At 71.9% G+C, this 22,020-nt stretch carries 19 protein-coding genes and 1 pseudogene; 17 read left to right on the top strand and 3 right to left on the bottom strand.

All coding sequences use genetic code 11. The features are described from left to right. Both METY_RS18005 and METY_RS18000 read right to left on the bottom strand, forming a co-directional pair. Nucleotides 1-637, bottom strand: a pseudogene (locus METY_RS18005) (DNA translocase FtsK); the annotation flags it as partial. A 171-nt stretch (nucleotides 638-808) separates the two neighbouring features. Continuing rightward, entirely contained in the window at nucleotides 809-1,819 is a 1,011-nt protein-coding gene (locus METY_RS18000; protein WP_200819727.1) for a GlxA family transcriptional regulator, read from the bottom strand. A gap of 212 nt (nucleotides 1,820-2,031) precedes the next feature. Between METY_RS18000 and METY_RS17995 the strand changes: the two genes are divergently transcribed. The 16 genes from METY_RS17995 (at nucleotide 2,032) to METY_RS17920 (ending at nucleotide 20,418) form a co-directional block, all read left to right on the top strand. Beyond that, nucleotides 2,032-3,285 carry a sarcosine oxidase subunit beta family protein gene (locus tag METY_RS17995; RefSeq protein ID WP_103122763.1) on the top strand — a complete coding sequence of 418 codons (1,254 nt, stop codon included), beginning with the start codon at nucleotides 2,032-2,034 and terminating at the stop codon, nucleotides 3,283-3,285. 13 nt (nucleotides 3,286-3,298) lie between these two features. Next, nucleotides 3,299-3,592 (top strand): sarcosine oxidase subunit delta, encoded by a 294-nt coding sequence (locus METY_RS17990; protein ID WP_103122762.1) that lies wholly within the window; start codon nucleotides 3,299-3,301, stop codon nucleotides 3,590-3,592. After that, a complete protein-coding gene (locus METY_RS17985) occupies nucleotides 3,592-6,576 on the top strand; it encodes a sarcosine oxidase subunit alpha family protein (RefSeq protein ID WP_103122761.1) in 2,985 nt (994 codons plus the stop codon). The genes METY_RS17990 and METY_RS17985 overlap by 1 nt, the downstream gene beginning before the upstream one ends. Continuing rightward, nucleotides 6,569-7,120 carry a sarcosine oxidase subunit gamma gene (locus METY_RS17980; protein WP_103122760.1) on the top strand — a complete coding sequence of 184 codons (552 nt, stop codon included), beginning with the start codon at nucleotides 6,569-6,571 and terminating at the stop codon, nucleotides 7,118-7,120. The genes METY_RS17985 and METY_RS17980 overlap by 8 nt, the downstream gene beginning before the upstream one ends. Before the next feature lie 212 nt (nucleotides 7,121-7,332). Then, nucleotides 7,333-8,688, top strand: coding sequence for an L-serine ammonia-lyase (locus METY_RS17975; RefSeq protein ID WP_103122759.1), 1,356 nt, complete (start codon nucleotides 7,333-7,335; stop codon nucleotides 8,686-8,688). Between the two features lie 227 nt (nucleotides 8,689-8,915). Then, a complete protein-coding gene (locus METY_RS17970) occupies nucleotides 8,916-9,200 on the top strand; it encodes a GIY-YIG nuclease family protein (protein WP_103122758.1) in 285 nt (94 codons plus the stop codon). Nucleotides 9,201-9,468: 268 nt separating this feature from the next. Then, the gene (locus METY_RS17965; protein WP_103122757.1) at nucleotides 9,469-10,728 is read left to right on the top strand and encodes an aromatic ring-hydroxylating oxygenase subunit alpha; all 1,260 of its coding nucleotides are present in this window, start codon (nucleotides 9,469-9,471) and stop codon (nucleotides 10,726-10,728) included. 5 nt (nucleotides 10,729-10,733) lie between these two features. Further along, nucleotides 10,734-11,855, top strand: a complete 1,122-nt coding sequence (locus tag METY_RS17960) for a hybrid-cluster NAD(P)-dependent oxidoreductase (protein WP_103122756.1) — start codon at nucleotides 10,734-10,736, stop codon at nucleotides 11,853-11,855. Continuing rightward, the gene (locus METY_RS17955) at nucleotides 11,852-13,894 is read left to right on the top strand and encodes an NADH:flavin oxidoreductase (RefSeq protein ID WP_103122755.1); all 2,043 of its coding nucleotides are present in this window, start codon (nucleotides 11,852-11,854) and stop codon (nucleotides 13,892-13,894) included. Before METY_RS17960 ends, METY_RS17955 begins: the two co-directional genes overlap by 4 nt. Nucleotides 13,895-14,044: 150 nt before the next feature. Beyond that, nucleotides 14,045-15,928, top strand: a complete 1,884-nt coding sequence (locus METY_RS17950) for a DUF3483 domain-containing protein (RefSeq protein ID WP_103122754.1) — start codon at nucleotides 14,045-14,047, stop codon at nucleotides 15,926-15,928. Beyond that, nucleotides 15,925-17,124, top strand: coding sequence for an electron transfer flavoprotein subunit alpha/FixB family protein (locus METY_RS17945; protein WP_103122753.1), 1,200 nt, complete (start codon nucleotides 15,925-15,927; stop codon nucleotides 17,122-17,124). The genes METY_RS17950 and METY_RS17945 overlap by 4 nt, the downstream gene beginning before the upstream one ends. Further along, nucleotides 17,121-17,906 (top strand): electron transfer flavoprotein subunit beta, encoded by a 786-nt coding sequence (locus tag METY_RS17940; protein ID WP_103122752.1) that lies wholly within the window; start codon nucleotides 17,121-17,123, stop codon nucleotides 17,904-17,906. Before METY_RS17945 ends, METY_RS17940 begins: the two co-directional genes overlap by 4 nt. Nucleotides 17,907-17,942: 36 nt before the next feature. After that, nucleotides 17,943-18,443: a prolyl-tRNA synthetase associated domain-containing protein gene (locus METY_RS17935; RefSeq protein WP_103122751.1), complete on the top strand. Its 501-nt coding sequence runs from the start codon at nucleotides 17,943-17,945 to the stop codon at nucleotides 18,441-18,443. Between the two features lie 82 nt (nucleotides 18,444-18,525). Next, nucleotides 18,526-19,416, top strand: coding sequence for a 3-hydroxyisobutyrate dehydrogenase (gene mmsB, locus METY_RS17930; protein ID WP_103122750.1), 891 nt, complete (start codon nucleotides 18,526-18,528; stop codon nucleotides 19,414-19,416). 87 nt (nucleotides 19,417-19,503) lie between these two features. Then, on the top strand, nucleotides 19,504-19,926 hold the full coding sequence (locus tag METY_RS17925) for a VOC family protein (protein WP_103122749.1): 423 nt from the start codon (nucleotides 19,504-19,506) through the stop codon (nucleotides 19,924-19,926). Nucleotides 19,927-19,941: 15 nt separating this feature from the next. Further along, nucleotides 19,942-20,418, top strand: coding sequence for a VOC family protein (locus tag METY_RS17920; protein ID WP_103122748.1), 477 nt, complete (start codon nucleotides 19,942-19,944; stop codon nucleotides 20,416-20,418). A 3-nt stretch (nucleotides 20,419-20,421) separates the two neighbouring features. Here METY_RS17920 and METY_RS17915 read toward each other — a convergent pair whose 3' ends face one another. Then, nucleotides 20,422-21,171, bottom strand: coding sequence for a CoxG family protein (locus METY_RS17915; protein WP_160147387.1), 750 nt, complete (start codon nucleotides 21,169-21,171; stop codon nucleotides 20,422-20,424). Nucleotides 21,172-21,323: 152 nt separating this feature from the next. On the opposite strand from METY_RS17915, the gene METY_RS17910 reads away from it, so the two are divergent. Continuing rightward, nucleotides 21,324-22,013: a fumarylacetoacetate hydrolase family protein gene (locus tag METY_RS17910; protein ID WP_103122767.1), complete on the top strand. Its 690-nt coding sequence runs from the start codon at nucleotides 21,324-21,326 to the stop codon at nucleotides 22,011-22,013. The last annotated feature ends 7 nt before the right edge of the window (nucleotides 22,014-22,020 follow it).

Below are 22,020 nucleotides of genomic sequence, written 5' to 3'. Positions count from 1 at the left end.
AGCCGAAGGGGCTTCCGAGCGAACCGGTGATGAAGGCGGCGGGCGCGTCGGCGACCGGCTCCGGCACGGCCTCGTCCGCGGGCGCCAAGGGGCGCTCGTTGTCCTGCTCGCCCGGCGTCTCGGGCGCGTCGTCGTCGAGGCGGATCACCTCGGCGAGGCGGCGGAGGCGCGCGGGCTGCAGCGGCCGCGCGGGCGCAGCGTCGACGTCGGCGAAGGCCATGGCGGCGATCGCGTCGGCCGCGGCCTCCGGGTCGATCGGGGCGGCGTCGGTCGGCGCGTTGGGGCTTTGCGTCGGACCCCGGAGGATGCTGTCGGGCGTGCGGGTGAAGCGCGCGTTCGGACCGATCGCGAACGGACGCAGCCAGCTCGGCACGGCGGAGGGCGCCGGCGCGAGCCCTTCGACGATGAACTCGATCCGCGGCGCCTGAAGGGCCTGGTCGAGGCCCGCGAGCAGGCTCGGGTCGACCGAGACGGAGCCGTCCAGAGTTTCGTCGCGGGCGGCGCGCCGTTCGCGCAGGACGCGGTCGGGGGTGCGGCTGGTGCGGACCTCGCCTGGCGCGGCGCCGCGGCGCGGGTCCGCGGGCTGGCGACGGCCGTCGGCGTCGAAGGAAGCGGGCGGTCGGCCGGAAGAGCGCATGAGTCGCTGACCCCGTCTTGAAGGCGCTGGCGCGCCGGATTTCGCTGTGCCTCCAGTTAGGAAGGCCAGGGTTAACGAAGGGTGGAGCGAACGACGTATCCCGGCCGCCGTCGCCCGCGATCCACAGCCGCAGGGGCGACGTCGCCCAAGATGTCGTGGAGCGGCGCGCGCCTACACCGCGGCGCGCGCGGGCGCCTGCGGCGACGGGGCCTTGCGCTCGGCGCTCGGCGGCCGCCCGAATCCCTCGAAATAGGCGCGGGAGAAATGCGAGGCCGAGGAAAAGCCGCATTCGAGCGCGATCGACAGGATCGGCATCGAGGTCTGGCGGATCAGCGTCCGCGCCCGCTCCAGCCGGATCTTGAGGTAGCGCTTGGCCGGCGACTGGCCGAGATACTTGAAGAACAGGCGTTCGAGCTGCCGGGTCGAAAGGTTGACGGCGTCCGCCAGCTCCTGGCTCGACAGAGGCTCCTCGATGCGCTCCTCCATCAGCTGCACGACCTTCAGCAGCTTGGGGTGCGCCACCCCCAGGCGCATGCGCAGGTCCATCCGCTGGCCTTCGCCCGCCTCCCGGATGCGATGGTGCAGCAGCTGCTGCGCCACCTCGGAGGCGAGCGCATGGCCGTGGTCGCGGGAGATCACCGCCAGCATCATGTCGGCCGCCGCGAAGCCGCCGGCGCAGGTCAGCCGGTCGCGGTCGATCTCGTAGAGCTCGGATTCGAGCTCCATCTCCGGATGCTGGGCCGCGAGGCTCGCGAGGTTCTCCCAGTGGATGGTCGCCCGGTAGCCGTCGAGCAGGCCGGCGCGCGCCAGAACGTAAGAGCCCGTGCAGAGCGCCCCGAGCGGCTTCCGGCGCGAGGCGAGGCGTCGCAGCAGCACGGTGAGCGCGGCGTGATCCGCCTTCTCGACGTCGACGCCGCCGCAGACGAAGGCCATGTCGAGGTCTGGGGCCTCGCTGAAGCGGCCGTCGACGGCCACCGCCACGCCGTTCGAGGCGGCGCAAGACAGGCCGCCGTCGGAATAAAGCGCGAGGGCGTAGAGGTCGCGGCCCGCCTCGCGGTTCGCAAGCCGCAGCGGCTCGATCGCGGCCGCGAAGGCGATCATCGAGAACCGCTCCACCAGCAGGAAGCCGACCTTGCGGGGCCCTTCCCCTCCGAAGCTCTGCGGCGTCACGTGCGAACCCATTCGGCGCTCCCGGCGCGGGTGATTTTCACCCCGCCATGATCTGCGTCAATGCAAGATTGGAGCCGTTCGAACAAGACGCCGCAGTCCCGCCCCCAGCCGGCGCCCGGCGCTTTCCCTGACGCCCGTCGCAAAAGCTGAAATCGCGGTCGCCTGCGGGCAAGCCGACGCGGGGCGCCGGCGGCACGATCCCTCCCGTCACGCGAGGTGGATCGATGCGCCGTTTCTCACTTGCATCCCTTCTGTCGGAAGCCGTCGGCGGCCATCAGGGCTGGGGCCGCCAGTGGCGCGCGCCGGAGCCGAAGCCGTCCTACGACGTGGTCATCGTCGGCGGCGGCGGCCACGGCCTCGCCACCGCCTACTACCTCGCGACGGTGCACGGGATCACCAACGTCGCCGTGGTCGAGAAGGGCTGGATCGGCGGCGGCAACACCGGCCGCAACACCACGATCATCCGCTCGAACTACCTCTACGACGAGAGCGCGCATCTCTACGAGCACGCGCTCAAGCTCTGGGAGGGCCTGTCCCAGGAGCTGAACTACAACGTGATGTTCTCGCAGCGCGGCGTGCTCATGCTCGCGCACAACATCCATGACATTCAGAGCTTCAAGCGCCACGTCTACGCCAACCGGCTGAACGGGATCGACAACGAGTGGCTTTCCGCGGAGGAGTGCAAGGCGTTCTGCCCGCCGCTGAACATCTCCCGGGACGCGCGCTACCCCGTGCTCGGCGGCGCGCTGCAGCGCCGGGCCGGCACCGCGCGCCATGACGCGGTCGCCTGGGGCTACGCTCGCGGCGCCGACGCCCGCGGGGTCGACATCCTGCAGAACTGCGAGGTCACCGGGGTCCGCCGCGACGCCTCCGGCGCCGCGATCGGCGTCGAGACCACCCGCGGCTTCATCGGCGCGAAGCGCGTCGGCGTGGTCGCGGCCGGCAACACCTCGCGCGTGATGGACATGGCGGGCGTGCGCATGCCGCTCGAAAGCTATCCGCTGCAGGCTCTGGTGTCGGAGCCGGTCAAGCCGGTGTTCCCCTGCGTCGTGATGTCGAACGCCGTGCACGCCTACATCTCGCAGTCCGACAAGGGCGAGCTCGTCATCGGCGCCGGCACGGACCAGTACACCTCCTACAGCCAGCAGGGCGGCCTCCACATCACCACCCACACGCTGGACGCGATCTGCGAGATCTTCCCGCAGTTCACGCGCATGCGGATGCTGCGCTCGTGGGGCGGCATCGTCGACGTGACGCCGGACCGCTCGCCGATCATCGGCCGGACGCCTGTGCAGAACCTGTTCGTAAACTGTGGATGGGGCACCGGCGGCTTCAAGGCGACGCCCGGCTCCGGCCACGTCTTCGCCCACACGCTCGCGACGGGAGAGCCGCATCCGATCAACGCGCCGTTCACGCTGGACCGCATCCGCACCGGCCGGCTGATCGACGAAGCCGCCGCCGCGGCCGTCGCGCACTGAGGGGGATCGAACCATGCTGCTGATCGACTGCCCCTTCTGCGGGACGCGCCCCGAGACCGAGTTCCGCTGCGGCGGCGAGGCGCACATCGCGCGACCGGCCGATCCCTCCGCGCTCGACGACGGCGCCTGGGCGGAGCACCTGTTCGTACGCTCCAATCCACGCGGGCTGCATGCGGAGCGCTGGGTCCACGCCCACGGCTGCGGACGCTGGTTCAACGCCGTGCGCGACACCTTCACCGACCGCTTCGTCGAGACCTACAAGGCCGGCGAGCAGCCTTCCCACCCCATCGACGACGCGAGGGCGTGATGGCTCAGCCGTTCCGACTGCCGTCCGGCGGGCGCGTCGACCGCGCGACGCCGATCCGCTTCACCTTCGACGGGCGGACCATCGAGGGCTTCGCCGGCGACACCGTCGCCTCGGCGCTGCTCGCGAACGGCGTCCACCTCGTCGGCCGCTCGTTCAAGTACCACCGGCCGCGCGGGATCCTGACCCACGGCTCCGACGAGCCGAGCGCGCTGCTGCAGGTCGATCGCGGTCCGGGCAAGATCGACCCGAACAACCGCGCGACCGTGGTCGAGGCCCGCAACGGCCTCGCGACGACGTCGCTGAACCGCTGGCCGTCGCTCGGCTTCGACGTCGGCGCGGTCAACGACCTGCTGTCGCCGGTGTTCGTGGCCGGCTTCTACTACAAGACCTTCATGTGGCCGCGCTCCTTCTGGGACAAGGTCTATGAGCCGGTAATCCGCGCCGCCGCCGGCCTGGGCGTCGCGCCCCAGGTCCCGGACGCGGACGCCTACGCCAACCGACACGCCCATTGCGACGTGCTGGTCGTCGGCGGCGGCCCTGCGGGCCTCGCGGCGGCGCTCGCCGCGGCGAAAACGGGCAAGCGCGTCATCCTCGCCGACGAACAGCCGGAGTTCGGCGGCTCGCTGCTGCACGAGACCGGCGCGTCGATCGACGGCCAGAGCGCCGAGGCGTGGCGCGCGGCGGCGATCGAGGAGCTCGACGGCTACGAGAGCGTGACGCTGCTGCCCCGCACCACGGCGTTCGGCTACTACAACCACAACCACGTCGCCCTGACGGAGCGCGTCACCGACCATCGCGAGAGCCCGGCCAAGGGCGCGCCGCGCGAACGGCTGTGGCAGGTGCGCGCGGCCGAGGTCGTGCTCGCGACCGGCGCTCACGAGCGGCCGCTGGTGTTCGCCGACAACGACCGGCCGGGCGTGATGCTGGCCGAGAGCGTCCGCGTCTTCATCAACCGCTACGGCGTCGCCCCCGGCCGCCGCATCGTGTTCGTCACCAGCGGCGCTTCGGCCTATGCGGCCGCGGCCGACGCCAAGGCGGCCGGGCTCGAGGTCGTGATGGTCGACCTGCGGCCAGAGCGCGATTGCGCCTCCGAGGCCGCGGACCTGCGCTTGATGGGCGTCGAGGTGCTGACCGGCCAGACCGTGATCGGAACCAAGGGCCGCAAGCGGGTCGCCGGTCTCGTGGTCGCGCCCTGCGCGAACGGGACCGTCGGCGCCCGCCGCGTCATCGCCTGCGACTGCGTCGGCATGTCGGGCGGCTGGACGCCGGCCGTCCACCTGTTCTCCCAGTCTCGCGGAAAGCTCGCCTACGACGAGGGCCGCGACGCCTTCCTGCCCGGCGTTTCTGCGCAGGCCGAGCGCTCCGCCGGCGCCGCGGCCGGCGTCTACGATCTGGCGTCCTGCCTCGCGACCGGCTTCGCGGCCGGGGCGGAGGCGGCCGGCGCGACCGAGACGCGCGCCTTCGCGGCGAGCCCGACGCGCATCGGATTCACGCCCGTGCGCGACCTGCCGACCGACGCCGACCCGGCCAAGGTGCGCGCCTTCGTCGACTTCCAGAACGATGTGACCGCGAAGGACCTGAAGCTCGCGATGCGCGAGGGCTTCGAGTCGATCGAGCACGTGAAGCGCTACACCACCACCGGCATGGCGACGGACCAGGGCAAGACGTCGAACATGAACGCCCTCGGCATCGTGTCGAAGGCGCTCAACCGGCCGCTGCCCGCGATCGGCACCACCACCTTCCGCCCGCCCTACACGCCCGTGACCTTCGGCGCGCTCGTCGGACCCGCCCGCGACGCGCTGTTCGACCCGATCCGCGCCACGCCGATCCACGAGTGGGCGGCGGAGCATGGCGCGGCGTTCGAGAACGTCGCGCTGTGGCGGCGGGCCTGGTACTTCGCGAAGCCCGGCGAGGACATGCACGCCGCGGTCGTCCGCGAGTGCCGAGCGGTGCGCGAGGGCGTGGGCCTCTTCGACGCCTCGACGCTCGGCAAGATCGAGGTCGTCGGCCCCGACGCCGCCGAGTTCATGAACCGGATGTACGTGAACCCCTGGACCAAGCTCGGGGTCGGCCGCTGCCGTTACGGCCTGATGCTGAAGGAGGACGGCTACATCCTGGACGACGGCGTCGTCGCCCGGATGGCCGAGGACCGCTTCCACGTGACGACCACCACGGGCGGCGCCCCCCGCGTGATGAACCACATGGAGGACTACCTCCAGACCGAATGGCCCGACCTCGACGTGTTCCTCACCTCCACCACCGAGCAGTGGGCGGTGATCGCGGTGCAGGGGCCGAAGGCGCGCGACGTGATCGCGCCGCTCGTCTCAGGGATCGACCTCTCGAACGAGGCCTTTCCCCACATGTCGGTGCGGGAGGGCGCGATCTGCGGCGCGCCGTGCCGCCTGTTCCGCGTGTCCTTCACCGGAGACCTCGGCTACGAGATCAACGTGCCGGCGGACTACGGCCGCGCGGTGTGGGAGGCGGTGTTCGCCGCCGGCGAACCTTACGGGATCACGCCCTACGGCACCGAGACGATGCACGTGCTCCGCGCCGAGAAGGGCTACATCATCGTCGGCCAGGAGACGGACGGCACGGTGACGCCGGACGACGTCGGTCTCGCCGGCATGATCGCCAAGGCGAAGAAGGATTTCGTCGGCAAGCGCTCGCTCGCCCGTCCCGACGTGGTCGCGAGCGGCCGCAAGCAGTTGGTCGGGCTCGCGACCGAGACGGCGTCGCTGGTGCTGGACGAGGGCGCGCAGATCGTCGCCGATCCCAATCAGCCGATCCCGATGAAAATGCTCGGCCATGTCACCTCGAGCTACTTCAGCGCTAACTGCGGCCGCTCGATCGCGCTCGCGCTCGTCGCCGACGGCCGCGCGCTCATGGGCCGGACGCTCCACGTCACCACGCCGACGGGCTTCGCGCCGGCGACGGTGTGCGATCCGGTGTTCTTCGACGCCGAGGGAGGGCGCATCCATGCTTGACCGGAGCCTTTTCGCCCGCCGGGACCGCCCGCTGGGCGCTGCGCCCACCTCCAACGACCGCGCCCGGGTGTCGCCGGCGCCGGCCGGCGTCCGGCTCTCGCTGCGGGTCCGCGGGGCCGAGGGCTTGAGCCGTCTCGGCCTTGGGCTCGCGATCAACCGCATGTCCGCCGAGGGCGAGCGCTTCAGCGCGCGGCTCGGTCCCAATGAGTGGCTGCTTGGCGCCGGCGAAGCCGACCTCGAGGCGCTGGAGGCTGAGATCGAAGCGGCTCTCGGCGACCGGTTCCACTCCGTGGTGGACGTCTCGCACCGCAACGTCGGGCTGGAGATTTCGGGTCCGGACGCCGCGGCGGCCCTCAACGCGGGTTGCCCGCTCGACCTCGGCGACGCCGCCTTCCCCGCGGGCTCGGCGACGCGGACCCTGCTGGGCAAGGCCGAGATCGTGCTGCTGCGGCCGACGGCGGAGCCGCTCTACCGCGTCGAGTGCTGGCGCTCGTTCGCGCCTTATGTGCATGCCTTTCTGGTGGAGGCCGCCCGCACGGCGTGAGCGACACGCCGCAGCATGGGCGGCGTCATCCCCCGGCTCCCCCGGGGGGATTCAAGCCGGAACTTCAAGCGCGGCGGGTCGGCGATGTTGCGCCTGACGACCCGGAACGGCGGCTCAGTCGCCCACGTAACTTTTTTGCTGCGACGCAGCGCGCGCCCCATCTTTCGTCTAAGACTGAAGCGCATGCCGCTTCGCCGGAGAGACCCCGCCTCGTGATCAGCGCCTTCGATCTCTTCAAGATCGGCATCGGACCGTCGAGTTCCCACACGGTCGGGCCCATGATCGCGGCGCGCAGCTTCCGCATCCGCGTCGCGAAGCGCGGCGGCGTCGCGCGGGTCCGGGTGGAGATCTTCGGCTCGCTCGCCTGGACCGGCCGCGGCCACGGCACCGACGTCGCGCTGTGTCTCGGCTTCCTCGGCCATGAGCCCGCGACCGTCGACCCGGATCAGGTCGAGGCCCACATGGCCGCGCTGAAGGACGCCAAAAGCGTCCAGATCGGCCCCGCCCGCGCGGCGTTCGATCCCGCGGTCGATGTGATCTTCGAGATGAAGGAGCTGCTGCCGCTCCACACAAACGGCATGCGCTTCCGCGCCTACGACGCGGCCGGCGCGTTGGTGGACGAGCAGATCGCCTACTCGATCGGCGGCGGCTTCGTGGTGGGAGAGGGCGGCGGGCCCGCGGAATCCGCCGTGGTCTGGCCGCAGCCCTTCGCCAGCGGCGAAGAGCTGCTGAAGCTGTGCAAGACGACGGGACTCTCGATCCCCGAGTTGCAGCTCGCCAACGAATGCGCCGCGCGGCCGCGCGCGCAGGTCGAGGCCGGGCTCGACGCCATCGCCGACGCCATGTTCGACTGCATCGAGCGCGGGCTTCGCCAGGAAGGCGTGCTCCCCGGCGGCCTGAAGGTGCGCCGCCGCGCCAGGCGGCTCCACGAGACGTTGCAGCAGCGCGCGACCCTGAACCAGGGCCGCATGCCGCACGAGATCGTCGACTGGGTCAGCCTCTTCGCGCTCGCGGTGAACGAGGAGAACGCCTCCGGCGGTCGCGTCGTCACGGCTCCGACGAACGGCGCCGCCGGCATCGTGCCCGCCGTGCTGCGCTACCTCCGCGACTTCGGGCCGGACTGGTCGCGCGAGCGCGGCCGCGAGTTCCTGCTGACGGCGACCGCGATCGGCGGCCTGATCAAGCGCCGCGCCTCGATTTCCGGCGCGGAGGTCGGCTGCCAGGGCGAGGTCGGCTCCGCCGCCGCCATGGCCGCCGCAGCCCTCACCTCCGCGCTCGGCGGAACTCCCGAGCAGATCGAGAACGCCGCCGAGATCGCCATGGAGCACCACCTCGGCATGACCTGCGACCCGATCGGCGGGCTGGTGCAGATCCCCTGCATCGAGCGCAACGCCTTCGGCGCCAACAAGGCGATCGTCGCCGCCTCGCTGTCCCTGCGCGGCGACGGCATCCACCGCGTCACCCTCGACGAGGTCATCGAGACCATGCGCCAGACCGGGGCCGACATGCAGGCCAAGTACAAGGAGACCTCGCAGGGAGGTCTGGCCGTCGCCGTCGCGGCGTGCTGACCGCGTTGCCGCGAACGCCGCGCTCTTCCGGTCGACTTTAGCTTATGGGCTCCGGGACTTTGCCCGGAGCGACGCGGTTGAGACGTCGAGCGCCAAGCGCGCCGTCGCTCCGGCTGGAGCGAAGCGGAATGCCGGAGCCTATAGACTCCTCGTTTTCCAGCCTTGGCGCGCGCCTTTCTCGGAGGCAAGCTGCCTCCGTTCCGTCCCTTTCGGGAAAGCCGCCGGGGATGCCCTATTACGTCTATCTGCTCGCCAGCCGGAAGCACGGCACCCTCTATATCGGGGTGACCAATGATCTCGTTCGCCGGACCTATGAGCACAAGGAAGGGTTGCACCCCGGCTTTACCGCGCGGCACGGCGTGACGCGCCTCGTCTACTTCGAGATCTTCGACGATCCGGTCTCCGCCATCACTCGCGAGAAGCAGATCAAGAAGTGGAGGCGCGACTACAAGCTCAACATAATTGAGCGGGACAATCCGAACTGGGACGATCTCTACGACAGGTTGTTCTGACGGAGCGCTGCTGAAACCGTGGTGTCTATAGGCTCCGGGACTTCGCCCGGAGCGACGCGGTTGAAGCGTCGAGGGCCGCACGCGCCGTCGCTCCGGCTGGAGCGAAGCGGAATGCCGGAGCCTATAGACGCCGCGTTTTTCAGCCTTGGCGCGGCGCTTGAATCACCCACGTCGCCCCGCCGTCAGACAATGTCGCTCGGGGGACAGCGGGGCGTCGTCCGCGGATCATAATCGTTTCCAGACACGCGGTTCCTGCGGAGCTGGTCCGATGCTCGACCTGCCGACGACGCCCCTGAAATCCCTGCTGAACGAACGCCTTCCCGGCCACAGCCTGCCCGCGCCGTTCTATCTCAGCCCGGACGTGTTCGCGGCCGACATGGAGCACATCTTCGCCAAGCACTGGATCTACGTCGGCGTCGAGCCGGACGTGCCGGAGCCGGGCGACGTCGCGATCTTCGACATCGGCCGCTACTCGATCGCAGTGGTGCGCGACGACGACGGCGAGGTCCGCGCCTTCCACAACGTTTGCCGGCACCGCGGCGCGCGGCTCGTCACGGAAGAGAAGACCACCGTCGGCAATCTCGTCTGCCGGTACCACTCCTGGACCTATGACCTGTCCGGCGCGCTGATCCACGCCGACCACATGGGCCCGAGCTTCAAGCGCTCCTGCCACGGGCTGAAGCCGGTCCACATCCGCTCGCTCGAGGGCCTGCTGTTCGTCTGCCTCGCCGACGAGCCGCCGGCGGACTTCGACGAGATGGCCCGGCGCATGGGTCCCTACATCGCGCCCCACAACGTCCGGAACACCAAGGTCGCCTACCAGCACGACCTGATCGAGCCGGGCAACTGGAAGCTGACGATGGAGAACAACCGCGAGTGCTATCACTGCGGGACCAACCATCCCGAGCTGACGGTGCCGCTGTTCGCCTACGGCTTCGGCTTCGCGCCGGAGGAGATGGACGAGCACGACCGGGCCCAGGCCGAGCGCTACGGCTGCCTCGTCAACACCAACCATGCGGCCTGGGAGGCGGCGGGCCTGCCGTCGCGCGAGATCGACGAGCTCGACACCATGGTGACGGGCTTCCGCACCGAGCGCCTGCCGCTCGACGGCGACGGCGAGAGCCACACGCTCGACACCAAGGCCGCCTGCCGGAAGCTGCTGGGCGACCTGCCCTCCGCCAAGCTCGGCGGGCTGTCGTTCTGGACGCAGCCGAACTCCTGGCACCACTTCCTGGCGGACCACATCGTCACCTTCTCGGTGCTGCCGCTCGACGCCGAGCGCTCGCTGCTGCGCACCAAGTGGCTGGTGCACAAGGACGCGGTCGAGGGCGTGGACTACGATCTCGAGAACCTGATCGGCGTGTGGATGGCGACCAACCAGCAGGACAGCGACCTCGTGGGCCTGTGCCAGCACGGCGCGCGTAGCCCCGCCTACCAGCCTGGCCCCTACTCGCCCAACACCGAGATGCTCGTCGACAAGTTCGTCAACTGGTACTGCGGCCGCATGGCCGCGCATGTGGGGCGGTGACGGCGATGGACGCCGTCGCGAAGCCGAAGGAGCCGGCCGCCCTCCGGCTCGCCGCGCCCGCCGCGTGGGACGCCGAGGCCGACGACGCGCTGGTGTGCCGCGCGGTCCGCGCCGAGACCCACGACGTCAAGACCTTCGTGTTCGCCGCCCGCGAGCCACGCCGCTTCGCGCACCAGCCCGGCCAGTTCCTCACCTTCGCCTTCGAGATCGGCGGGGAGACCGTCCACCGCTGCTACACCGTCTCCTCCGCGCCCACCCGTCCGGACACGGTGGCGATCACGGTGAAGCGCGTCCCCGGCGGCCCGGTCTCCAACTGGCTGCATGACAATGTGAAGCCGGGATCCGTGGTCCGCGCCGTCGGCCCCATGGGCGACTTCTCCTGCTTCGAGCACCCGGCGCAGAAATATCTGCTGCTGTCGGGCGGCTCGGGCGTCACGCCGATGATGGCGATGGCGCGCACCTTCCACGACCTCGCCGAGCCGCGCGACGTCGCCTTCGTGCACTCCGCCCGCACCCCCGCCGACATCGTGTTCCGCGCCGAGCTCGAGATGATGGCGCGCCTCGATTTGCATTTCCGGTTCGCCGCGGTCTGCGAGGCGGATTCGCCGGCGGAGGCGTGGGGCGGGTTCCGCGGGCGCCTTACCCTGCCGATGCTGGAGCTGATCGCGCCGGACTGGCGGGAGCGCGAGGTCTTCGTCTGCGGCCCCGCCCCGTACATGGCGGCCGTGAAGGCGATGCTCGCCGGCGCCCAGTTCGACATGGCGCGCCACCACGAGGAGAGCTTCGACTTCGAGGCGCTGTCGGCGTCCGAGACGGAGGCCGTCGAGGTCGCGGAGGCCGAGCTGGACGCCGCCCCGACCGTCCGCGCCTTCCGGGTGGAGTTCGCCAAGACGCGGCGGGCGATCGATTGCCCTGAGGATCAGACGGTGCTGGACGCCGCGCGGAGACAAGGCGTTCGCCTGCCGTCGTCGTGCTCCAAGGGCCTCTGCGGCACCTGCAAGTCGAAGCTCGTGTCGGGGACGGTCGCGATGAAGCACGCCGGCGGCATCCGCCAGCGCGAGATCGACGCCGGGATGGCGCTGCTGTGCTGCTCGAAGCCGACCAGCGACCTGGTGGTTGATCGATGATCGCCAACGCCGACGCGCTGCTCAAGCCGCTCACCATCAAGGGCCTGACCATCCGCAACCGCGTGATGTCGACGAGCCATGCGCCCGGCTACGGCCAGGACGGCAAGCCGCAGGAGCGCTACCAGCTCTACCACGCGGAGAAGGCCAAGGGCGGCATCGGGCTCACCATGTTCGGCGGCTCGTCTTCGGTCGCGCTCGACAGCCCGGCCGCGCCCTGGAACCAGATCTCGGTCGCCGACGACAGCGTCGTGCCGTTCTTCCAGCAGTTCGCGGACCGCGTGCACGCGCACGGCGCCAAGCTGATGATCCAGCTCACCCACATGGGCCGGCGCACCAAGTACGACACGGAGAACTGGTTCCCGACGCTCTCCGCCTCCGCGATGCGCGAGCCGGCCTCCCGCACCATCCCCAAGGCGATGGAGCAGGAGGACATCGACCGCGTGGTCCGCGATTTCGCCGCCGCCGCGCGCCGCTGCAAGGAGGGCGGATTGGACGGCTGCGAGGTCTCGGCCGCCCACGGGCACCTGATCGACCAGTTCTGGTCGCCGGGCGTGAACCGGCGCAGCGACAAGTACGGCGGCTCGCTCGAGAACCGCATGCGCTTCGGCATCGAGGTGCTGGAGGCCATGCGCGCCGAAGTCGGCGACGACTACGTCATCGGCATCCGCATGTCCGGCGACGAGATGATCGCGGACGGCCTCTCCCACGAGGACTGCCTGACGATCGCGAGCGAGTACGCCCGGCGTGGGCTCGTCGACTTCCTCAACATCCTCGGCGGCCAGGCGCGCGACCACATCGCTCACGCCATCTCGCTGCCGAACATGAGCTTCCCCGTGGCGCCGTTCCTGTTCCTGCCCTCGGCGGTCAAACGCGAGGTGGACGTGGCCGTGTTCCACGCCCAGCGCGTCACCGACCTCGCCACCGCCGCCCGTGCGGTCTCGGAGGGCCACGTCGACATGGTCGCGATGACCCGCGCCCACATCGCCGACCCGCACCTCGTCAAAAAACTCTCGGAAGGGCGGGCTGACGACATCCGGCAATGCGTCGGCGCCGGCTACTGCATCGACCGCATCTATGTCGGCGGCGACGCGCTCTGCATCCAGAACGCGGCGACGGGACGCGAGGCGACCATGCCGCACGTCATCGCCAAGGCCGACGTGCGTCGGAAGGTGGTCGTGGTCGGCGCCGGGCCGGCCGGCCTCGAGGCGGCGCGCGTGGCCGCCGAGCGCGGTCACCATGTCGTTCTGTTCGAGAAGGAGGCGCTCGCCGGCGGCCAGATCGGGATCGCGGCCAAGGCCGGATGGCGCGAGGCGCTGTCGGGCGTCACGCGCTGGCTCGTGGCCCAGGTGACCAAGCTCGGCGTCGACCTGCGGTTCGGGACGGCGGCGACGGAGGCGGCGATCCTGGCCGAAAATCCCGACGTGGTGATCGTCGCGACCGGCGGCCTTCCCTCCCGTGGCCACGCCAAGGGCGCGGCGGAGCACGCCGTGACGACCTGGGACGTGCTCACCGGCGCGGTCGAGCCGACCGGCTCCGTGCTGCTCTACGACGAGATGGGCCAGCACAACGCCGCCTCGACCGCGGAGCTGCTGGCGAAGCGCGGCTGCCTCGTGGAGCTCGTCACCCACGACCGCATGGTCGGCGAAGAGCTCGGCGCGACCAACCAGCCGGTCCACCTGCGCGAGCTCTACAAGCTCGGCGTGATCATGACGCCCAACATGGAGTTGATCGAGGTCTACCCCGAAGGCAACCGCCTGGTGGCCGCCCTGCGCAACACCATGACCGACGCCGAGGAGGAGCGCGTGGTCGACCGTGTGGTCGTCGAGCACGGCACCTTGCCGGTCGACGGGCTGTTCTTCAGCCTCAAGGCGGCCTCGGTGAACAAGGGCGCGCTCGATCAGTCCGCCATCGTGCGCGGCGAGCCGCAGCCCTACGACCTCTCCCAAGGCTACGCGCTATACCGCGTGGGCGACGCGGTCGCGGGCCGCAACATCCACGCCGCGATCTACGACGCGCTCCGGCTGTGCAAGGACCTGTGAGCGCCATGACGGGCTCGCTAGGAAACGCCGCCGTCATGCCCGCCTTCGCGGGCGTCCACGACGTCATCGGCGCCGCCGCGCCCGACGCCAACGTCGTGGATACCCGGCTTCGCCGGGCATGACGGTCGCGGTCGAGGCCTGGTCGGCGCCATGACCTACGCCCTCCCCGCCCTCGTCTTCGTCATGGTCGCGCTCGCGACCGTGCAGGCGCTCAGGCGCGCGGCGTGGTGGCGGCTCGGGGCTGCGGCTCCGGTCGCCTGGGGCGCCGGGCTGCTGGCGCTGCCGAAGCGCTACCTCGTCGACGTGCACCACGTGGTGGCGCGCGACCCCTACGCCTCGCGCATGCACGCGGTCGTCGCCAGCGGTCTGCTCGCCGCGACGCTGCTCACGACGCTCGCCGTCCTGCCGCCGCTGGGGGGCAGCCGCGCCTACTGGGCCGCGGTCGCGCTCGCCTTCGGCGTGACGGCGGCCGGCTCCGTGCTGGTCGGCGCCCGCCGCTATCCCAAGCGGCCGAAGCGGCTCTCGGGCGGCGGCTTCCAGATCCTGCCGTTCCTGCTGCTGGCCTACGCCTTCGGCGGTCTCGCCGCGGCGCTCCTGCTCGCCTTGGGGGTCGAATCCGCCGTCGCTCTGGGCCTCGCCGTCGCGCTTGCCGCTGCGGGCGGGCTCGGCCTCGCCTACGAGGTCCGCAGCGGGCCGATGCGCCATGCGGTCGCCGGCGCCCTGCACCTCGTCGCGCATCCCCGCCCGAAACGCTTCGAGGGCGGAAGGCCCGACGCGGCGCTCGCCCCCCTCGACCTCGACGCCCCGCGGCTCGGCGTTGAGACGCCGGCCGACCTCGCCTGGAACCGGCTGCTCAGCTTCGACGCCTGCATCCAGTGCGGCCGCTGCGAGAGCGCCTGTCCCGCCTTCGCCGCCGGCCAGCCGCTGAACCCGAAGCGCCTGATCCAGGACCTCGTCGCCGCCGCGACCGCCGACGAGCGCGCCTACGCCGGGAGCCCCTACCCCAACGCCCGCCCCGTCGCGGCGCCGGCCGAGCCGTTTTTCCGCATCATCGGGCCCGACGCCCGCATCCATCCCGACACACTGTGGTCCTGCACCACCTGCCGGGCCTGCGTCGAGGAGTGCCCGATGATGATCGAGCACGTCGACGCCATCGTCTCGCTCCGCCGCCACCAGACGCTGGAGCTCGGCGCCGTGGGAGCGAAAGCGGCCGCGACGCTCGACAATTTCCGGGGCGCGGAAGAGCCCGGCGGGCGGCCGCTCACCGCGCGGGCGGACTTCGCCGCCGGCCTCGCGCTTCCGATGATCGGCGAGCGCGAGGTGGACGTGCTGCTGTGGCTCGGCGAGGGCGCCTACGACCTGCGATACGGCCGCACGCTGCGCGCGCTGGTGAAACTGCTGCACGAGGCGAAGGTTGATGTCGCGATCCTCGGCGCGGAGGAGCGCGACACCGGCGACCTCGCCCGCAGGCTGGGCGACGAGGCGACCTACCAGCAGCTTGCGCGCGCCAACGTCGCGACGCTGGCGAAGCATCGGTTCAGGCGGATCGTGACGTCCGACCCGCACGCGCTCCACGCGCTGCGGAACGAGTACAGAGCCTTCGGCGGCGACTTCGAGGTCGTCCACCACACCGCCTTCCTGCTGGAGCTGGTCGAACAGGGACGGCTGACGCCGGGCGCGCTTGGCGGCGCCGGCGTCACCTACCACGACCCCTGCTACCTCGGGCGCTACAACGGCGAGACCGAGGCGCCCCGGAAGCTGCTCGACCGCCTCGGACTCGATCGGGTCGAGATGGCCCGCCATGGCCGCCGCTCCATGTGCTGCGGCGGCGGGGGCGGCGCGCCGGTGAGCGACATCCCCGGCGACGCCCGCATCCCTGACATCCGCATGGCCCAGGCCGCCGAGACCGGAGCGGGGATCGTCGCGGTCGCCTGCCCGACCTGCACCGCTATGCTGGAGGGCGTGACGGGCCGGACGGCGGAGGTGAAGGACGTCGCCGAGCTGCTGCTCGCGGCCGTGGAGGCCGGACGGTGACCCGCGCCCGGCGCGACCCGCGGGCGGAGCGGGCGGCGGCGGCCCTGCCCGGGGCGGCGCGCGCCCGTTTCGACCTCTTCGCGCGGTGCGCCGGCGGACGGCCGCGGCGCGATCCACGGATGGAGGCCGCGGCGCAGCGGGTCGACGGCGCCGCGCGCCTGCGGCTCGACCGCGCCCAGACCGGCCGCCCGGCCGCGGCGCCCGCCCCAAGCCGCGCGGAGCCCGCCGCCCCGCCTGCGCCGAAGACGATCGTCATGGCGGCGCCCGCGTTCCTGGTCGCGGTGGTCCCGGATCTCGCCGCCGGCCGGCTGTCGCCGCACGACCGCCAGCTCTTCGGCGCCGCGCGCACGCTTGCCGGGGCCGACGGCGGCGTGATCGCCCTCGCGGGCGCGGAGGGCGCGGAGCTCGGCCCCGCGGGAGCGGACCGGACCGCCCGCCTCGCCGGGCCCGAAGGCTACGCTCCCGACGCCCGCGCGGCGGCGATCGCGTCGACCATGGCGGCGCTGAACCTGCGCCACGTGATCTTTCCCGAGACACCGGACGGCGGCGACCTCGCTCGCCGCGTCGCCGTGCTCGCCGGCGAGCCGCTGTTCGCCGACGTCGAGATGGTGTCGGCCGCCGCGCTCATGCGCCCCGCGCAGGGACGGCGGGTCGAGCAGCGCGCGGCCCCGGCGCGCCTGATCACGCTCGCGGCCGACGCGGTCGCGCCTTACGCCGGCGCCCCGCGCGAGGCCCGCGACGAACCGCTCGAGCCCTCCGCCGCGCCGGCATCAGCGATCCTTGCGGCCGAACGAATACCCGCTGATCCCGCCCGCACGCCGCTCGCATTGGCGGACTTCGTGGTCTCGGCCGGCAACGGCGTCACGGATCTCGAGACCTTCCGGGCGGTCGCCGCGGCGCTCGGGGGTACGCCGGGCGCGAGCCGCGTGCTGTGCGACGCCGGGCTGATGCCGCGCGAGGCCCAGGTCGGCGCCTCCGGAACCGTGCTCTCGGCGACCTGCTATCTAGCGCTCGGCATCGCGGGCGCGCCGCAGCATCTGCAGGGCGTCGCCGGCTGCGAGCACGTGGTCGCGGTCAACACCGACCTCCACGCCGCCATGATCGAGCGCGCCGGCCTCGCCATCGTCCAGGACGCGCAAGTCGTCATGCCCGCGCTGATCGAAGAGCTCGCGCGCGAGCGGGGAGCCTTCGCGTGAAGGTCGCGGTCCTCCTCTCCGCCGGGCGGCATCCGGTCTCGGGCCGCGGCGCGCTGCCCCGGCTGGAGGCGCAGGCGATCCGGCTCGCCGCCGCGCTCGGGTCCGCCCGCGGGCTCCACGCCGGCCCCGACGCGGACGTGGTGGCCGAGGCGCTCGGGCGCGGGCTGTCGCAGATCGACCACGTGGCGCTCGCCGCGGGGGCGGACCCGGTTCCCGCGCTCGCCGCGGTCCTGCGCGCGGCCGCGCCGGACGTCGTGCTCGCCGGTCGCCGCGGCCAGGGCGGCGACGACACCGGCCTCGTTCCCTACGCCCTCGCCCGCGCGCTGGGCGCGACCGTGATCCCCGACGTCGTCGCCGCTCGCCCCGGCTCGGAGCCGGGCGTGATCGAGGTCGAGCAGGCGCTCCCGAAAGGGGCCGCCCGCCGCGTCGTGGCGCGGCTTCCCGTGGTCCTCACCGTTCACCCCGCCGCCCCGGAGCCCAGCGCCTTCGCCTTCGGGCAGGCCCGCCGCGGCCGGATCGAACGGCTTGACGTCGCAGCTCCCGCCGAGCCTGCCGCGGCGGCGATCGCGGTCGCGGAAAAGTCGTACCGGCCGCGTCCCAAGATGATGCGCGGCGCGCCCGCCGGCGGCAGCGCCGCGGACCGCCTCAAGGCCGCCACCGGCGGCGGCGAGGCGGCGCAGGCGAACGTGATGGTGTCGCCCGAGCCGCGGGAGGCGGCGCGCGCGATTCTCGCCTATCTCCGGCAGATCGGCGTGCTGGCGCCGCCGCCGGGCGCCGGCTAACTCTCCCCCTCCCCGCATCGCACCGGAGCCGACACCATGGCCACGCCCGACGACCTGTTCGCCAAGCTCGCGGAGCTCGGCCTCGCCGTCGCGACGCGGGAGCACGCGCCGGTGCTGACCGTCGACGAGATGATGGCGGTGACGGGCGATCTGCCGGACGCCCACACCAAGAACCTGTTCCTTCGCGACGGGAAGAAGACCTACTTCCTCGTCACCATGCGCCACGACCAGCCGCTCGACCTCAAGGCGCTCCGCGGCGTCATCGGCGCCCGCGGCGGGCTGTCGTTCGCGTCCACGGAAGCGCTCGAGGAGCATCTCGGCGTCAAGAGCGGCGCGGTCTCGCCCTTCGCGGCGCTGAACGACGCCGGCGGCGCCGTGCGCGTCTGCCTCGAGGAGGCGCTGATGCGCGCCGAAACGATCAACGTGCATCCGCTGACCAACGACCGCACCACGGCGATCGCGCCCGCGGATCTCGTCCGCTTCCTGGTCGCGACCGGCCACGAGCCGCTGACGTTCAGCGTCGAAGCGGCCGCCTGAGGCGGACCGGGACAGCGTCGTTTCCCCGCGCTAGCTTCCCTCGCAGGCGCCGGCACAAGGCGCCGCAGGGAGGACGACTGGAATGAGCGTCATAGGGTTCATTGGGCTCGGCGCCATGGGCGGCGGCATGGCGGCCAATCTCGCGAAGGCCGGCCACGAGGTGCGCGCCTTCGATCTGTCGGAGGAGGCGCTGGCCCGCGCGGAGGCTGCGGGCTGCGTAGTGGCGTCCTCGGCCGCGGACTCCGCGACAAGAGCCGAGGCCGTGGTCACCATGCTGCCCGCAGGGCGGCACGTCGCCGAGGTGCTTGAGGGCGAGGTCTTCGACGCGGCGTCGCCCGGCGCGCTGCTGATCGACTGCTCCACCATCGACGTCGCCACCGCGCGGGCCGTGGCGGCGGCGGCCGAGGCGCGCGGGTTCGCCATGGTCGACGCTCCGGTCTCCGGCGGCATCGCGGCCGCCAACGCCGGCACGCTCACCTTCATGGTCGGCGCCCCCCCCGCCGCCTTCGAACGCGCGACGCCGATCCTCGAAGGCATGGGCCGGGCCGTGATCCGCGCGGGCGACGCCGGCGCGGGGCAGGCGGCGAAGATCTGCAACAACATGCTGCTGGGCGCGACCATGGTCGCCACCTGCGAGGCCTTCCTGCTGGCGGAAAAGCTCGGGCTCGATCCGGCGGTGTTTTACGACATCTCCTCGAAGGCCTCGGGCCAGAGCTGGTCGATGACGAGCTACTGCCCGGTGCCGGGCGTCGGTCCCGAGACGCCGGCGGACCGCGGCTACCAGGGCGGCTTCGCGGCCGCGCTGATGCTGAAGGACCTCAAGCTCGCGCTCGAGGCGGCGCAGGGCGCGAACGCCAGCACGCCGATGGGGGCTGCGGCGGGCGCGCTCTACCAGGCGATGGCGAACGCCGGCGACGGACGCCGCGACTTTTCGGCGATGATCCGCTTCCTGGACGGCAAGACCGGCGCCTGACGCGGGCCGGGGTCTTTTTCTCCCCCACTGTCGGCCCGCTCGCATCCCGCCCGTCCTTGAGGTCGCACAACCCACTCGGAGGCCGCGATGTCCAAGCTGATCTTCGTCAACCTGCCCGTGACCGACCTTCCGCGCTCGATCGCCTTCTACGAGGCGGTCGGCGCACGCAAGAACCCGAACTTTTCCGACGAGACCGCGGCGTGCATGGTCCTGTCCGAGACCATCCACGCCATGCTGCTGACGCACGACAAGTTCCGGCAGTTCTCCTCGAAGCCGATCGTCGACGCCAAGACGGCCACCGAGGTGCTGATCTGCGTGTCGGAGGAGAGCCGCGAGGCCGTCGACGCCGCGGTCGAGAGGGCGGTCGCGGCGGGCGGAGCCCCGGACCCGACGCCGACGCAGGACTACGGCTTCATGTACGGCCGCTGCTACGAGGACCCGGACGGCCACGTCTGGGAGGTGATGTGGATGGACCCGGCCGCCGCCGCCGGCGGCCCGCCGGCCGCCTGACCGGAGCGCCGCGCCATGTCCAAGATCTCGCCCTGCCTGTGGTTCGAACGGGATGCGGAGAAGGCGGCCGCCTTCTACGTCTCGCTGCTGCCGGATTCACGGATCGACTACGTTCAGAAGAACGTCGTCGACACGCCGTCGGGCCCCGCAGAGTCCACGCTGGTGGTGGCGTTCACGCTCGCGGGGTGCAGCTATCTCGGCCTGAACGGCGGCTCGCCGGCCGCCCATTCGAACGCCCTCTCGCTCCACGTCGCCTGCGAGGACCAGGCGGAGATCGACCGGCTGTGGGACGCCCTGCTCGAGGGCGGCGAGGCCCAGCGCTGCGGCTGGCTGAACGACCGTTGGGGCGTGCCCTGGCAGATCGTTCCGAAGCGGATGCCGGAGCTGCTCGCCGACCCCGACACGACCAAAGCCGCCCGCGTGATGCGGGCGATGATGGGCATGGTGAAGCTCGACGTCGCCGCGCTCGAGGCGGCGCATCGGGGCCCGTGACGCTCAGACCGGCGGCGGCGACGCCAGCACGAAGTGGTAGACCGCGAAGCCGATCGCGATGACGACGGCCGCGACCAGCAGGATGCGGCCCACATGGCCGCTGGCGGGCGCCGGCGCAGTGTCTCCGACCGAGGCTGGCGCGGGCTCCGGCTCGGCCTGCGCCGACGGCTGCGGCTCAGCCGCGGGCGGCGCGAACGGCGGCGGGGGCGGAGCGGCGACGTCGAGCGGAGGCGCCGCGACCGTCGGGGCGGGACCCGCCGCCGGCTCCTCGTGGACGAGCGGCGGCGCGTCGGCCATCGGCGTCTCGGCGCCGCGGCTCTCGATCTCGCGCGCGAGGTTGGCGAAGAAGCTCTCCGCCATCTGCCGCGCGACGCCGACCACCACCCGCGAGCCGAGCTGGCCGACCTTGCCTCCGACCTCGGCGTGGCCGTCGTAGGCGACGACGGTCTCAGCGCCCTCGGCGGTCAGCGTCACCTCGGCCTGGCCCTTGGCGAAGCCAGCGGAGCCGCCCGAGGCTTGGCCTGCAAGGGTGAACCGGCGCGGCGGCTCGGCGTCGAGCAAGGTGAAGGTCCCCGCGAACAGCGCCTTCACCGGCCCGACCTTGGCGGAGGCGGCCGCCTTCATCTCCTGGTCCGAAATGCGCTCCAGGCTTTCGCATCCCGGCACGCTCGCCCGGAGCGCTTCGGGGTCGTTGAGCGCCGCCCACACCGCGTCGCGCGGGGCGGGAAGCCGGTAAGACCCTGAAAGCTCCATGGGAACGCTGACCTGACGGAAGTTGGAGACGCGCGGACAATATTGCGCGCGAGGGCGCGCGGTCCAGTCGCCGCGCGCTCTTGCGGCGCGCCGCCGGAGGCGCATTGTGGCGCGGCTCGCCGCGGACGCGGCATGGATCGCAGGATTCGCTCATGACGTCGTATGTGTTCGCGCCCCCGCCCCAGGCCGCCGTCGCGGTCAAGGGCTCGTCCGCCCTGTTCCCGGCGCGGCGGGTCTACTGCATCGGGCGCAACTACGCCGCCCACGCCGTCGAGATGGGCCACGATCCCAACCGGGAGCCGCCGTTCTTCTTCCTCAAAACGCCCGACGCACTTCTGCCCAGCGGCCGGACGTTCCCCTATCCGCCCGGCACCTCCGATCTGCATTACGAGATCGAGATGGTGGTCGCGCTCGGCAAAGGCGGCCGCGACGTTCCGGAGGCCGAAGCCCTCGACCTCGTGTTCGGCTACGGCGTCGGGATCGATTTCACCCGCCGCGACCTGCAGGCGGAGGCGAAGAAGCTCGCGAGACCGTGGGAGATCGGCAAGGCCTTCGACCACGCCGCGCCCTGCGGCCCCATCGCGCCCGCGTCCGAAATCGGCCACCCCGCCCGGGGCGCGGTGACCCTCGACGTCAACGGCGAGCGCCGCCAGACCGGCGACCTCGACCAGATGATCTGGAAGACGCCGGAGATGATCGCCTACCTCTCGCGCTACTTCGAGCTCGCGGCCGGCGACCTGATCTTCTCCGGCACGCCCTCCGGCGTCGGCGCGGTGGTGAGGGGCGACGTTCTGGAAGGCCGGGTCGAGGGCGTCGGCGAGATCGTCGTGACCGTCGGCTGACGGCCTC

Source organism: Methylopila sp. Yamaguchi, from assembly GCF_002897035.1.
Taxonomy (GTDB): Bacteria; Pseudomonadota; Alphaproteobacteria; order Rhizobiales; family Methylopilaceae; genus Methylopila.
This window is presented reverse-complemented; position numbering and strand designations above follow the sequence as displayed.

Coding starts and splice junctions, on each gene's coding strand:
- METY_RS18000 (WP_200819727.1), bottom strand. CDS start 1,819: ATGGGTTCGCACGTGACGCCGCAGAGCTTCGGAGGGGAAGGGCCCCGC.
- METY_RS17995 (WP_103122763.1), top strand. CDS start 2,032: ATGCGCCGTTTCTCACTTGCATCCCTTCTGTCGGAAGCCGTCGGCGGC.
- METY_RS17990 (WP_103122762.1), top strand. CDS start 3,299: ATGCTGCTGATCGACTGCCCCTTCTGCGGGACGCGCCCCGAGACCGAG.
- METY_RS17985 (WP_103122761.1), top strand. CDS start 3,592: ATGGCTCAGCCGTTCCGACTGCCGTCCGGCGGGCGCGTCGACCGCGCG.
- METY_RS17980 (WP_103122760.1), top strand. CDS start 6,569: ATGCTTGACCGGAGCCTTTTCGCCCGCCGGGACCGCCCGCTGGGCGCT.
- METY_RS17970 (WP_103122758.1), top strand. CDS start 8,916: ATGCCCTATTACGTCTATCTGCTCGCCAGCCGGAAGCACGGCACCCTC.
- METY_RS17965 (WP_103122757.1), top strand. CDS start 9,469: ATGCTCGACCTGCCGACGACGCCCCTGAAATCCCTGCTGAACGAACGC.
- METY_RS17960 (WP_103122756.1), top strand. CDS start 10,734: ATGGACGCCGTCGCGAAGCCGAAGGAGCCGGCCGCCCTCCGGCTCGCC.
- METY_RS17955 (WP_103122755.1), top strand. CDS start 11,852: ATGATCGCCAACGCCGACGCGCTGCTCAAGCCGCTCACCATCAAGGGC.
- METY_RS17950 (WP_103122754.1), top strand. CDS start 14,045: ATGACCTACGCCCTCCCCGCCCTCGTCTTCGTCATGGTCGCGCTCGCG.
- METY_RS17935 (WP_103122751.1), top strand. CDS start 17,943: ATGGCCACGCCCGACGACCTGTTCGCCAAGCTCGCGGAGCTCGGCCTC.
- mmsB (WP_103122750.1), top strand. CDS start 18,526: ATGAGCGTCATAGGGTTCATTGGGCTCGGCGCCATGGGCGGCGGCATG.
- METY_RS17925 (WP_103122749.1), top strand. CDS start 19,504: ATGTCCAAGCTGATCTTCGTCAACCTGCCCGTGACCGACCTTCCGCGC.
- METY_RS17920 (WP_103122748.1), top strand. CDS start 19,942: ATGTCCAAGATCTCGCCCTGCCTGTGGTTCGAACGGGATGCGGAGAAG.
- METY_RS17915 (WP_160147387.1), bottom strand. CDS start 21,171: ATGGAGCTTTCAGGGTCTTACCGGCTTCCCGCCCCGCGCGACGCGGTG.
- METY_RS17910 (WP_103122767.1), top strand. CDS start 21,324: ATGACGTCGTATGTGTTCGCGCCCCCGCCCCAGGCCGCCGTCGCGGTC.